Consider the following 12,838-nt stretch of genomic DNA (forward strand, 5'->3'; position numbering starts at 1 on the left):
GGTGCTGGAGGTCGGCGTCCATGACGACGATCCAGTCGGACCCCGCGGCCTTGAGCCCCTCGACGACGGCGCCGCCGAGGCCGCCCTCCGGCGCGTCGCGGTGGATCACGTTGACGGGGAAGGGGCAGTCCTGCGCGGCGGAGGCGATGACGGCCGGGGTGTCGTCCGTGGAGTCGTCCACGAAGAGGACCTCGCAGGGCAGCCTGGCCGGTACCGCGTCGGTCAGCTGGCGGAGCAACTCCCTTATGTTTCCCGCCTCGTTGAAGGTCGGGATGATGACGGTGACGGCTCCGGGCTCGGCGAGCGCCGCCGTCTCCAGGTCCTGTCCGGTCACCGGTGCTCCTTTGCCGCGCTTGCCGCGCCTGCCGCGCTCGCCGTGCTCGCCGTGCTCGCCGTGGGTACCGTGCCCGTCGGCCCCGATGGGGGGAAGAATGCTCATCGCGCGTCGCCTCCCGCGATCCGCTCGCTGCCCGTACTCCGCTCGCTGCCCGCAGGCGCGTCGCTGCCCGCACTCCGTTCGCCGCCCGCACGCGCGTCGCTGCCCGTGATCCGCCGGATCTCGATCCGGTCCTCGCCGTCGCCGAAGACCGCGACCGCGGTCGAATGGTCCAGCGCGGCCCGCACGTTGGGCAGATCGCGCGCGTCGCGCCGTACGGTCGGCGAGGCGACGACGTAGTCCAGGTCGCGCCAGCCGTCCGGCATGGTCGTGGTGACGGCCGGGTCGAGGTCGGCCTTGTAGAACCAGATGGCGCCGAGCCCCGGCTCGTATCCGGCGTGGACGAGGTCGAGCCAGAGCGCGTCGTCCACCAGCACCCGCGCCGCGGCCGGATCCGCCACCTCGCGCGCCATCCAGGAGGCCGCCGCGCGGTACGACGCGTTGTCGTCGACGGTCAGCGCCGTGTGGTTGCCGTCGTACCAGCGCGGTACGACGAGCACCGCCGCCGACGCGGCCAGCGCGACCAGGGCCGTCCACCGTACGCCGGCCCGTTTCCGGCTCTCCCCGGTCCCGCGCCCCTTGCGCAGCACGGCGTGGGTGACGGACGCCGCGCCGCCCGCCAGCACCAGCGCCAGGAACGGCAGCCCCTGGATGATGTACATCGCGGGCAGATAGCCGCCGGGGCGCAGCGCCACCGCGGTGAGGATCACCACCGCGAGCGCGGGCCCGGCCAGCGCCCGCGCGGTGACCGACCAGCGCAGCGTCGCGACCAGCAGCAGGGCCGCCGCGATCCCGCCGAGCGGCAGGATCCGGTCGTAGTACAGCCAGGACTGGAGCACCCCGTACGATCCGCTGCCCGGATCGAGGACGAAACCGGAGCCGGGGCGGCTCATCTGGTACGTCACACCGTCCCAGAGCGAGACATGGCCGCCGCCGGGCAGCAACTCGCCCTTGAGCAGGGCGAACAGCGGATACGAGAGGCCGATCAGCGCACAGGCCGTCACCGCGCCGGTCAGTGCGAACTTGCGGGTGTCACGATGGCTGTGCCGCCACATCGTGACCAGCAGCGCGGGCAGGACGACGAGCATCGTCTCCTTGGTGAGCACCCCGACCGCGGCGGCCACTCCGGCCGCGAAGTGGTGCCACAGATGCCTGCTCGGCGACGCCGCGAGGCAGAACGCGAGCAGCGTCCACATCACCGCGATGTTGTCGAGGAAGATCTCCCGCTGGAGCACGACGGAGAGCGGGGAGAGCCCGAAGAGGGCCATCGCGAGCCCGGCGGCCCAGCGCGGCAGCCACAGACGGCGCGCCAGTACGTAGAGGAGGACCGCGCTGGCGGCGCTGACCAGCAGCATCGCGGCCCGCATGGTGGCGACGGTCATCGAGTCGGGCGACAGGAGCGAGGGCAGCCAGGTCAGGAAGGCGATCTGGAGCCAGCCGAGCGGCGGATGGTCGTACCAGTACGTGTAGTGGGCGAGCCCCTTGCCCTCCTGGACGGCCCACGCCTGCGCGAGGTAGGTGCCCTCGTCGTCGCTGAGGGTCGGGTAGTGCTGGATGTTCCAGCCCTGGACGACGAGGATCGCGACGAGGAGGACGCCGCAGAGGATCAGGTCGGAGCGGGAGCGGCGGAAGCGTACGACGGGCCGGGCGACGGGCTGCCCGGCGGTCCGGCCGGTGCCGGGACCGCCCTGGTCCGGGTCGAGGCCGCTGTCCGCCGCCGTGCCCGGCTTCCGGGCGGGGGCATGGCTCCGCTGCGCGGGTACGGCCGGTCTGTGCTGGTCCGGCGGCACCGCGGGAAGGGTGGAGGTCACGCGGGGACGTCCTCTCGGAGATGCGCGCCGACATGGCTGGTCAGCTCCCAGTCGTTGCGCCCCCGGTGCTCGCGCCAGACGGCGCGGATGGCCGCTCCGGCGAGAAGCACCTGGTAGAAGGGGCCGCCGACGATGAGCTTGAGGTAGTGCGAGAGGCGGACGCGGAGTCCGTACTGCCGGCCGAAGTCATGGAGTCCGACGAGTTCGAAGACGAAGGTGACCAGGGCGGCGAGCAGCGGCAGAAAGGTCACGAACGCGATCGCGACCGGTACGTCGAGGAACAGGGCGACGCACACGTTCAGCGGAATGACCACGCCGGTGAACGCCTGGAGGAACGGTGTCATCAGGGTGTAGCGCGCGAGCAACCGCTGTCCCGGCGTGCGCAGTTGGCGCCAGTCGTTCTTGCGGTAGACCTGGAGGAAGCCCTGGCTCCACCGGGTCCGCTGCTTGAGCAGGGACATCAGGGTGTCCGGGGTCTCCTCGCGGGTCACCATGTCGGAGTCGTAGGCGACGACGACCTTCTTGCCGACGCTGGAGAGCCGTACGCCCAGGTCGCAGTCCTCGGCCAGGCAGTTCTGGTCCCAGCCGCCGGCCTCGCGCAGCACATCGGTCCGTACGAAGACGGTGTTGCCGCCGAGCGGGATGAAGCCTTTCTGCGCGTGCAGATGGAGTCTGCTGCGGAACCAGAAGAAGTACTCCAGGCAGTTGCGCAGGCTGTACCAGCTGGAGTGGAAGTTGATCAGCTGGACGCCGCCCTGGACCACGTCGGCGCCGGTGGAGCGGAAGGCGTGGTCGACATGGGTGAGCAGTGCGGGATGGACCTGGTCCTCCGCGTCGAAGACGCCGACGATGTCGCCCGTGCAGTGCGGCAGCGCGGTGTTGAGCGCCTTGGGTTTGTTCTTGGCCTCGTGCGTGTCGACCACGACCCTGACGCGGCGCGGATCGCGGGCCGCCGCCCGCTCGGCGACCTCGGTGGTCTCCGGGTCGTCGTGGCCGACGATGACGATGATCTCGAATCTGCTGTGGCTGGATTCCAGCAGCCGTTCGATGGTGTGTTCCAGTACGGCCTGTTCGTGCCGGGCGGGCAGGAGCAGCGAGAACGAGCCTTCCCGTCCGCCGTCGGGCGGGTCGAATCTGGTGGCGGCCAGCGTCTCCGGTGTACGCCAGGCGTGCATCTGCCACCAGAGCGTGAACGCGGCCATCCAGAAGAGCGCCAGCGAAATGGCGGCGATGAGCACGGACGTGAACAAGTGGCCCCCCTCGGCCGTCCGGGGGGTCGGGTGGACCGCGGCAGGGCCCCCCTGGCCGCCGGCTCACCCGCCGTACCCCCTGGTACTGATTTCCCCTTGGTCCTGCTTCCCCCTGGGTCCTGCTTCCCCCTGGGGCCGCTCTCCCCCGGCCCCGTCTCCCCCCGACCGGTCCCGTGCTGCCCCCGGCCGGTCCTGCGTTCCCTCCGGTGCGCGCGGCTCGCCGCCGGTGCGCCGTTGGGCGTCCGGTGAAGACAATAAGGGGGACCTGTGACGGGCGCAGGGCTGATTGGGTGAATGCCACGTTTCAGGCTGATTCCCGCCCGGTCGGAAACAGGCCACCTTCTACTCGAACACGTGCAACTCGTCTTTTAGTTCGCTTACTTCGGTCGTCGGTGCGGAACAGACGAAACGTCGGCAGACGTAGGCGGCGGCGGCGCCGTCGACCAGCGGACGGCCCGTCAGCAACGGGAACTCGTCGCCGCCGGACCCCTCGCCCGGCGCGCCCCCCGGCGCCCCGCCCGGCACACCGGCCGCGACCACCGCGCCGGGCGCGGTGGCGAGCAGCGCCGTACGGTGCAGTTCCGCCGTACGCGCGTCGCCCGCCGGGCCCACGACGGCGATCTCGCGCGGACCGTCGAGCAGCGCCTCGGCGACCGCGAGCCCCCAGCCGATGAAGCGCGGCGCGCGCGGTCCGAGCGCCTTCACCACGCCGAGGGCGCCTTCCGCGGCGCTCCGGTGCGCCTCGGAGCCGGTGTGCGCGGCGTACGAGAGGAGCGCTCCGGCGGCGGCGGTCCAGCCGGACGGGGTCGCGTTGTCCATCGGATCCTGCGGACGCCGGATCAACTGTTCGGCGTCGTCGGCCGTATCGAACAGCGCTCCCCCGCTCTCGGCCACGAATTTGTCGAGCACAATGTCCAGCAGGAACCCGGCGAATTCCAGCCACGCGCCCTCGCCGGTGACGGCCGCGAGCGCGAGGAACCCCTCCGCGACATCGCCGTAGTCCTCCAGGACCCCCGCGTTCGCCCCGGCCCTGCCGTCCTTCGAGGTACGGCAGAGACGCGCCGCGTCGTCCAGGTGCACCCGTACGAGCAGATCGGCGGCCTCCGTGGCCCGCTCCACCAGATCGGGCCGGTCGAAGTAGGCGCCGGTCTCGGCCAGCGCGGCGATCGCCAGGCCGTTCCAGGCGGCCACGACCTTGTCGTCCCGGCCGGGGCGCGGGCGCTCCTCGCGCGCGGCGAACAGCCGGGCCCGTACGGACTCGACGCGCTCCGCATCCACCAGCCCCTCCCCGACGGGCAGTTGCAGCACGGAGGCGCCCTCCTCGAACGTGCCCTCCCGCGTCACCCCGTAGTACTGGCCGGCGAACTCGGCGTCCGCCTCCCCCAGCACCTCGCGCAGCCGCTCCGGCGTCCAGACGTAGAAGGCGCCCTCGGCGTGCCCGCCGCTGCCGTCGTCGCTGTCGGCGTCGAGCGCGGAGGCGAACCCGCCCTCGGGCGTGCGCAGTTCGCGTACCAGGAAGTCGGCGGTCTCCAGCGCGATCCGACGGGCGAGATCGGAGCCGGTGGCACGCCACAGATGCGCGTACACCCGGCACAGCAGAGCGTTGTCGTACAGCATCTTCTCGAAGTGCGGCACGACCCACTCCCGGTCGACCGCGTAGCGGGCGAAGCCGCCGCCCAGCTGGTCGTAGATCCCGCCGCGCGCCATCGCCTCGCACGTGTGCGCCGCCATCTGGAGCGCGCCCTCGGAGCCGGTACGGGCGTGGTGGCGCAGCAGGAACTCGACGACCATGGACGGCGGGAACTTCGGCGCCCCGCCGAACCCGCCGTGCCCCGCGTCGTACTCCCGCGTCAGCCCCAGCAGCGCCTGCGTCATCTCCCCCTCCCCCGGCACCCCGTCCCCGCCGTGCGCGAGCGACCGCCCGGCCAGCTCCGTCACGATGCGGGCCCCCACCTCGGTGACCTCCTCGCGCCGGTCGGTCCAGGCGGCGCTGACCCCCTCCAGCACCTGCGTGAAGGACGCCATGCCGTGCCGGGGCGCGGGCGGGAAGTACGTACCGAAGTAGAACGGCTCCGCGTCCGGCGTCAGAAACACCGTCATGGGCCAGCCGCCCTGCCCGGTCGCCGCCTGCACGGCCTCCATGTACACGGCGTCGACGTCGGGCCGCTCCTCGCGGTCGACCTTGACGCTGACGAAGTGCGCGTTCAGATACTTGGCGGTGGTGAGGTCCTCGAAGCTCTCGCTCGCCATCACATGGCACCAGTGGCAACTGCTGTACCCGACGCTCAGCAGCACCGGCACGTCCCGCCGCCGGGCCTCGGCGAACGCCTCGGGCGACCAGGGCCACCAGTCGACGGGGTTGGTCGCGTGCTGGAGGAGGTACGGGGAGGTCTCATGGGCCAGTCGGTTCGCCATGGAACCCATCCTCGCTCACGAGGGCCGCGGTGCCCGCCCGCGGCGCAGCCGGGCGCGGCCACGGGGCGAGGGCGGCGCGGCGGAGGGAACGTCTGGGCACTGGACGGCGCGCCCTTCACCTTCTCGGCCGGGCGAGGGCTCCACGCTGTTCAGTCGTGTCCGGGCGTGACTTGTCGTACCGGCCGCACTCGCGCTCACGCCCCGGACGCAGGACAATGTGCTCTCACTCATGCTCTCGGAGGGGGACGCAGATGCGGGAAAGCCACCGGGCCGAGGCCGAGAGGCTGTTGGTGCGCGCCGTGGAGGAAGAAGTCCGGCGCTCCGGCGGGCGGAGCGAGGGGAACGCACTGCTGTCCCGCGGGCGCGGCGCGCTGGACGCGATGGCGGCGGGCGTCGACGAGGAGTACACCGCGTACGTACGGGCGCTCGACGCGGACACGGCCGAGCGTCCGCCGCTGTCGCAGCGGTTCAGCAAACAGGCCATCGGAACGCCCGCGCTGGTGACGTCCGTCGCCGCCCTCGCCGCCGTCGGCGCCGATGTCGCGTTCGGGACAGCGGCCGGGATCGCGCTCGGCGCCGGGGCCGCCGTCGCCGTGGCCGGGGCGGCGACGACCGTCGCCAAGGTGACCGCCGCGCACTGGCCGGCCGCGCACCGCAGAGCGGGAGCGGCGGGACAGCCGGGCGGCACGGAGCAGTTGAGGCTCCAGTGGCTGACGGCGCTGGAGGTACGGGGCATCCGCCCGTTCCTTGAGCAGCAGCGGGTGCTGGTCTCCGCGACGCAGCGCACCGCCAAGAAGTCCGTGGTCGTACCGCAGTTGCGCGGCGGCGACCGCAGCGCGGCGGCCCGCCGCCGTACCGTGCTGGAGCAGTCCTTCGGCCATCTGCCGGAGCCCGACGGGCCGTTCGCGGGGCGCCGCGCGGAGATGGCGCAGATCGCGCAGTGGGTGCACGCGGCGCGCGCGTCGACGGAGACGAAGCCGACGGTGGTGGTGCTGCACGGCGCGCCCGGCTCCGGCCGCACCGAGCTGGCCGTCCGCGCGGCGCACCAGCTCAAGGACCAGTTCCGCGGGGCGTGCGTGGTCGATCTGCGCGGCGGCGGCACCCTGGAGCCGCCGCTGTCGACCCGGGACGCGCTGCTGCATCTTCTGAACCGGCTGGGCGCGCCGCGCGAGCAGCTGCTGTTCCGCGAGGGCTCCTCGCCCGCGCAGCAGGTGCGGCGGCTGAGCGAGCTGTACCACCAGCATCTGACGGGCCTTCCGGTGACGGTGGTGCTGGACGACGCCTCCGACCCCGAGCAGGTGAGGACGCTGGTGCCGGAGCGCTCGGACAGCCTGGTGCTGGTGACGGCGCGCTCCCCGCTGGAGCTGGCCGCCGATGTGCCGGCCTGGGTGCACCAGCTGCCGGTGGAGGCGCTGGACGGCGCGGGCTCCGAGGAGCTGCTGCGGATCGCCGCGGGCGACGCCGCCAGGGAGGCGGCCGGTCCCTACGACTTCCAGTCCGCCGACAGCGTGCGCGAACTGTGCGGCGGGCTGCCGCTCGCGCTGCGCATCGCGGGCTCCTCGCTCGGCGGGCGCACCGAACTCCAGCTGGCCGCCGACCTGTCCGCGTACGGTCCGGTCGAGCCGGTCGAGCGGGCCCTGTGGCTGCGCTACACCGACCAGAACGACCAGGCCCGCAGGCTGCTGCGGCGGCTCGCGCTGGCCGGCCGCGCCTCGCTCGGCGCCGCCGCGGCCGCCGCGCTGCTGGCGACGGACGAGCAGGAGGCCGGGCGGCTGCTGTCCGCGCTGTCGCGGGCCGGGCTGATCGACCATGTGCGCGGCAGCCGTTACCGGCTGCACGACGTCGTCCGTACCTTCGTGCACGCGCGGCTGCGCGAGGAGGAGCCCGCGGAGGAGCGCACGGCGGCGCAGGAGCGGCTGATCCGCAACTACGGCGAGCTGGCCGACTCGGTGATCCGGCTGGTCGATGGGAAGACCTCCACGCGCGCGGATCTCTTCAGGAGCGCGGCGGGCGGCCACGGCTTCACCTCGCTGGACGCGGCGCTGCGCTGGCTGGACGACGAGTCGAGCTTCATCACGGCCACCCTGCGGTACGCGGAGGGCGTCGACCAGGAGGCCGTGCTCAATCTGCTGGGCGCGCTGTGCGACTACTGCCTGCTGCGCGGCGACCTCTACCGGCTCGGTGAGATCAACGAGCTGACGCAGGCCATCGACCAGGGTCTGCTGGTGCGTTCGGTGCAGTGGCGTACGGGCATCGCGGCCCGGCAGCTCGGCGAGCTGGACAAGGCGCGCACGACGCTGACCTCGGTCGTGAGCCTCTACCGGGAGGCGCAGCACGACGCGGGGGCGGCGCGCGCGCTGTGTTCGCTGGGGATCACCCTGCACCACCAGGGCAATCTGACCGAGGCGTCGGCGAGGCTCCGCGAGGCGCTGGCGCTGCAGGACCAGCCGTCACTGGCCGGGGACCGCGGCTGGACCCTGCACGCCCTGGCGGCGGTCGAGCGGGACCGGGGCCGGGTCGAGGAGGCGCTCACGCTGCTGACGACGGCGCTGGGCCTGCACCGGGAGAGCGAGTCGGTGCACGGTGAGGCGTGGTCGCACTACCAGCTGGGGCAGCTGTTCCTGCGCATGGGCGACACGGCACGCGCCGAGGGCGAGCTGCGCGCGGGGCTCGACCTGTACGGCCGGACGCACGACGGGCGCGGCGAGGCGTGGGCGACGACGCAGCTGGCCCGCGCGCGGCTGGTGGAGGGCGAGCCGGGCGAGGCGGTGGACCAGCTGCGCGAGGCGCTGGCCAGGCACCGCGAGAACGAGGACGCGCGCGGCGAGGCGTGGACGCTGTACTACCTGGGACAGGCGCTGGAGGAGGGCGGCGAGCGCGACCAGGCGGTACGGGAGCTGGAGCGGGCGCGCACGATGTTCTCGCGGATGCGCGACGTGTACGGGCTGGCGTGCGCCCGGCATCATTCGGGGCGCGTCACCCGCGACCAGCGGGCCGCGCAGACCGGCAATCTGCGCAACTCGGGCTTCGCCCGTCAGCTGCTGGTCGACGCGCGCGCGGACTTCCACCGCATCGGCGTGGCCCACGGCGAGGCGTGGACCTGTCTGGAGCTGGCCGTCGTCGACGCGGGCAACAACCGGCCCGCGCAGGCGCTGCGGCTGTGCGAGGAGTCGGCCGCGCTCTTCGACTCGTACGGCGACCGCCGCGGCGGCGACTGGGCGCGCTTCCTGCGCTGCACGCTGCTGCCGTACGCCTCGGCGGGCGGCACAGAGGTCGGCTCGGTCGTCGCGGAACAGGAGCTGCGGGAGCTGATCGCCGCGACGCACCCGGCGCGCGACGGCAAGCTCGCGGAGTCCGCGTCGGCCTTCACGGTGATGCTGGGCCGCGGGGTGCGGCTGGAGGACGGCTGGCAGGCGTGGAACCTGGGGATGGTGCCGAACCGCAACGCCCGCGAGGTGATGGGCGTACCGGTGGAGGTCACCCCCGCGTGACGCGCGGGTGGAGGCCACCCCCGCGTGACGCGCGCGACCGCTCCCCGGACCGCCCGTCGCCCGCGGGCGTGGGGTCCGGGGAGCGTGACGTGACGCGCGCGGTCGGCTACTCGCCGCGCGGCTCGGCGGCCGTCGCCGCCGGGGTCGGCTCCGCCTTTTCGCCCGGCTCCGGCCGCTCCTCGAAGTTGACCATGTTCATGTGGCGGTTCATGGACTTCATCAGCATCCACACACCGCCCGCCATCACGGCGAACACGATGAACCCGAGCACGCCGGGCGTCACCTTGTTCTGGTCGAGGTCCTGGGCAAGAGGAACCACGTGCGTCATCGCCTGGGTCGCATACATATCAGGCATTGTCGCGGATGCCCGCGAAGAGGTCGCTCTCGGGGAGGGAGGTACCGACGAGCGCCTTCGCCAGCTCGTACTCCTCCGTCGGCCAGATCTCCCGCTGGAGGTCGAGCGGGATACGGAACCAGCCGCCTTCGGGGTCGATCTGGGTGGCGTGCGCGATCAGCGCCTTGTCCCGGATCTCGAAGAACTCGTCGCACGGGATGTACGTGGTGAGCGTCCGCTCGGCGCGCTGGAACTCGTCCCACCGCTTCAGCCAGTCGCCGTACGGGGACTCCAGCCCGCGCGCCAGCAGCGCCTCGTGCAGCGCGACCGTGCGCGGCCGGTTGAAGCCCTGGTTGTAGTAGAGCTTCATGGGCTGCCAGACGGGCCCGAACTCGTCCTCGGGGTACTTCACGGCGTCCGCGGCGCCTTCGAAGGCCACCATGGAGATCTTGTGGGTCATGATGTGGTCGGGGTGCGGGTATCCGCCGTTCTCGTCGTAGGTGGTGATCACCTGCGGCCGGAACGAACGGATCGACCGGACGAGCCGGCCGGCCGCCTCGTCGACGTCCTCCAGCGCGAAGCAGCCCTCGGGCAGCGGCGGCAGCGGATCGCCCTCCGGCAGCCCGGAGTCCACGTACCCCAGCCATTCCTGGCCGACGCCGAGGATCTCGCGCGCCTCGTCCATCTCTTTCCTGCGCACCTCGTGGATGTTCGCCTCGATATAGGCGTCGCCCTGGAGCTTGGGGTTCAGGATGGAGCCGCGCTCGCCTCCGGTGCAGGTCACGACCAGCACGTCCACCCCCTCGGACACGTACTTGGCCATGGTGGCCGCGCCCTTGCTCGACTCGTCGTCGGGGTGGGCATGGACGGCCATCAGTCGCAGCTGGTCAGTCAAGACTCGGTCCTCAGTGATGTGTCGCATCGGTCGGCTTCTATAGTGACGGATATCGGGGGGCGGAAATTCCGGCTGTTTGAATCCGAAAGGAACCGACCATGGCCGCGGTGCGCGAGGATCTCCCCCAGGGCCGCTACGGCCGCTCTGCGGACGAGCACGCGGACCGACGGCTGCGGCGTCTGGGCGCGGTGCTCGGCGCCCTCCTGGTCGCTCTCGTCGCCTGGTTCGGCTACCACTACGTGGTCGACCGGAGTGTCTCCGGCGAGCTGATCAAGTTCAAGCGGATTTCCGACAGCCGGGTCGAGGCGCACCTTGAGGTCCGCAAGGACCGGGACGCCACCGGAAGCTGTACGTTGCGCTCCCTCGCGGAGAGCGGCGCCGAGGTGGGCCGCAAGGACGTCCGCTTCGAGGCGGGCGGGACCAGGATCGACACGGTCGTCACGATCCGTACGACGGAGAGCGCCACGAGCACCGAGCTGGTGGGCTGCACGACGGACTGAGGTCCGGCCCGGTCGCGGGCGGGGTACGGCGGTACGGCGGTACGGCCACGGCGCGTACCCGCACAGCGCCCCGCCGTACACATCGGCGCTGACCTGCGTCAACGCTTTTCTGACGGCAATTGTCCTCCCCCTCGCGCCACGAAATTGTTAGGCTCGTGGTTTCGTCCACCCGAGAAGGCACATCCTTTGGGTAGGGCGTTGCTTTGTATTCCCGGTACCTACGAGGAGCACCTGTGACCCAGACCAGCGAGAACGTCACCTGGCTCACCCAGGAGGCGTACAACCAGCTCAAGGCCGAGCTGGACTACCTGTCTGGTCCCGCCCGCACGGAGATCGCTGTGAAGATCTCGGCGGCCCGTGATGAGGGTGACCTGAAGGAGAACGGCGGGTACCACGCGGCCAAGGAGGAGCAGGGCAAGCAGGAGCTGCGCGTGCGCCAGCTCACGCAGCTGCTCCAGAGCGCCAAGGTGGGCGAGGCCCCGGCGGACGACGGCGTCGTCGAGCCCGGCATGGTCGTCACCATCGCCTTCGACGGTGACGAGGACGACACCCTGAACTTCCTGCTGGCATCGCGCGAGTACGCCAGCTCGGACATCGAGACCTACTCGCCGCAGTCCCCGCTGGGCAGCGGTGTGAACGGCAAGAAGGTCGGCGACAACGCGGAGTACGAGCTGCCGAACGGCAAGAAGGCCGCCGTGAAGATCCTCGCCGCCACGCCTTACCAGGGCTAGGGTCTTTCGTTTGGATCATGCCAGGGCTCGCGAGCCCGGCACGATCCGAACGAGAGGCGCTAGCAGACGCGGCAGCAGCGGAAGCGGCTGAGAGGGGCCGGGATCACCGGCCGACGGGACAGTGTCCGCCGGTCGTGGTGTCGGTCCTTCCGCGTGCCGGGGCTTCGCGCCTCAGCCCAGAATCGTGTATCCGGCGGCCCGCAGCGCCGCCGCGACCTCCGTGCAGTGCGCCGGGCCTTTCGTCTCCAGGTGCACCTCGACATCCGCCTCCGTCAGGCCGAGCCGCGGATCCGTCCGCACATGGCTCACGTCCAGCACATTGGCGTCGGCCACCGACAGCACCCCGAGCATCGTCGCGAGCGCGCCCGGCCGGTCGGTGACCCGTAGCCGCAGGCTCAGATAGCGGCCTGCGGCGGCCATACCGTGCCGCAGGATGCGCTGCATCAGTACGGGGTCGACGTTGCCGCCCGACAGCACGGCGACGACCGGGCCGCCGAACGCCCCGGGATCGCTCAGCAGCGCCGCCACCGGGCTGGCCCCCGCGGGCTCCACCACCATCTTCGCCCGTTCCAGACAGAGCAGCAGCGCGCTGGACAGCTCGTCCTCGGAGACCGTGACCACGTCGTCCACCAGCTCCTGGACGAGCTGGAACGGAATGTCCCCCGGGCGGCCCACCTTGATGCCGTCCGCCATCGTCTGCGCCGTCTCCACCGCCATCGGGCGGCCCGCGCGCAGCGAGGGCGGATACGCGGCGGCGCAGACGATGGCGGACGGCATCAAGGTGGGCCGCCCGGGGGACATTCCGTTCCAGCTCGTCCAGGAGCTGGTGGACGACGTGGTCACGGTCTCCGAGGACGAGCTGTCCAGCGCGCTGCTGCTCTGTCTGGAACGGGCGAAGATGGTGGTGGAGCCCGCGGGGGCCAGCCCGGTGGCGGCGCTGCTGAGCGATCCCGGGGCGTTCGGCGGCCCGGTCGT

The 12,838-nt window shown here is 72.0% G+C and carries 9 protein-coding genes and 2 pseudogenes; 4 read left to right on the plus strand and 7 right to left on the minus strand.

The window, feature by feature from the left end:
* The 4 genes from DVH02_RS26165 to DVH02_RS26180 all read right to left on the minus strand — a co-directional run.
* A partial coding sequence (locus tag DVH02_RS26165) for a glycosyltransferase (RefSeq protein ID WP_233518470.1) occupies positions 1-439 on the minus strand: 439 nt, incomplete at its 3' end.
* Positions 436-2,247 carry an ArnT family glycosyltransferase gene (locus tag DVH02_RS26170; RefSeq protein WP_114626318.1) on the minus strand — a complete coding sequence of 604 codons (1,812 nt, stop codon included), beginning with the start codon at positions 2,245-2,247 and terminating at the stop codon, positions 436-438. The genes DVH02_RS26170 and DVH02_RS26165, both read right to left, overlap by 4 nt.
* Entirely contained in the window at positions 2,244-3,497 is a 1,254-nt protein-coding gene (locus tag DVH02_RS26175; RefSeq protein ID WP_114626319.1) for a glycosyltransferase, read from the minus strand. The genes DVH02_RS26170 and DVH02_RS26175 overlap by 4 nt, the downstream gene beginning before the upstream one ends.
* Positions 3,498-3,839: 342 nt before the next feature.
* On the minus strand, positions 3,840-5,912 hold the full coding sequence (locus DVH02_RS26180) for a thioredoxin domain-containing protein (protein WP_114626320.1): 2,073 nt from the start codon (positions 5,910-5,912) through the stop codon (positions 3,840-3,842).
* 251 nt (positions 5,913-6,163) lie between these two features.
* Between DVH02_RS26180 and DVH02_RS26185 the strand changes: the two genes are divergently transcribed.
* Positions 6,164-9,403, plus strand: coding sequence for a tetratricopeptide repeat protein (locus DVH02_RS26185; RefSeq protein WP_114626321.1), 3,240 nt, complete (start codon positions 6,164-6,166; stop codon positions 9,401-9,403).
* Positions 9,404-9,509: 106 nt separating this feature from the next.
* Here the strand turns inward: DVH02_RS26185 and DVH02_RS26190 are convergent, their stop codons facing one another.
* Together DVH02_RS26190 and mca are read right to left on the minus strand one after the other, a co-directional pair.
* Positions 9,510-9,749 (minus strand): hypothetical protein, encoded by a 240-nt coding sequence (locus DVH02_RS26190; protein WP_114626322.1) that lies wholly within the window; start codon positions 9,747-9,749, stop codon positions 9,510-9,512.
* Position 9,750: 1 nt separating this feature from the next.
* Positions 9,751-10,632, minus strand: coding sequence for a mycothiol conjugate amidase Mca (mca, locus tag DVH02_RS26195; protein WP_114626323.1), 882 nt, complete (start codon positions 10,630-10,632; stop codon positions 9,751-9,753).
* 98 nt (positions 10,633-10,730) lie between these two features.
* Here mca and DVH02_RS26200 point away from each other — a divergent pair, with 98 nt between their 5' ends.
* Together DVH02_RS26200 and greA are read left to right on the plus strand one after the other, a co-directional pair.
* Positions 10,731-11,132 (plus strand): DUF4307 domain-containing protein, encoded by a 402-nt coding sequence (locus DVH02_RS26200; protein WP_114626324.1) that lies wholly within the window; start codon positions 10,731-10,733, stop codon positions 11,130-11,132.
* A 233-nt stretch (positions 11,133-11,365) separates the two neighbouring features.
* Positions 11,366-11,863 (plus strand): transcription elongation factor GreA, encoded by a 498-nt coding sequence (gene greA, locus DVH02_RS26205; protein WP_114626325.1) that lies wholly within the window; start codon positions 11,366-11,368, stop codon positions 11,861-11,863.
* Between the two features lie 171 nt (positions 11,864-12,034).
* On the opposite strand, the pseudogene DVH02_RS26210 reads toward greA, so the two are convergent.
* A pseudogene (locus DVH02_RS26210) lies at positions 12,035-12,619 on the minus strand (pyridoxal-phosphate dependent enzyme); the annotation flags it as partial.
* 1 nt (position 12,620) lies between these two features.
* Between DVH02_RS26210 and DVH02_RS26215 the strand changes: the two are divergent.
* Positions 12,621-12,838: pseudogene (locus tag DVH02_RS26215) on the plus strand (pyridoxal-phosphate dependent enzyme); the annotation flags it as partial.

The sequence above is a fragment of the Streptomyces corynorhini genome (assembly GCF_003346515.1).
In the GTDB taxonomy this organism is placed as follows: Bacteria; Actinomycetota; Actinomycetes; order Streptomycetales; family Streptomycetaceae; genus Streptomyces; species Streptomyces corynorhini.

Excerpts from the sequence above, each read along its gene's own strand:
- DVH02_RS26190 (WP_114626322.1), bottom strand. The coding sequence starts at position 9,749 with ATGTATGCGACCCAGGCGATGACGCACGTGGTTCCTCTTGCCCAGGAC.
- DVH02_RS26180 (WP_114626320.1), bottom strand. The coding sequence starts at position 5,912 with ATGGCGAACCGACTGGCCCATGAGACCTCCCCGTACCTCCTCCAGCAC.
- DVH02_RS26185 (WP_114626321.1), top strand. The coding sequence starts at position 6,164 with ATGCGGGAAAGCCACCGGGCCGAGGCCGAGAGGCTGTTGGTGCGCGCC.
- DVH02_RS26200 (WP_114626324.1), top strand. The coding sequence starts at position 10,731 with ATGGCCGCGGTGCGCGAGGATCTCCCCCAGGGCCGCTACGGCCGCTCT.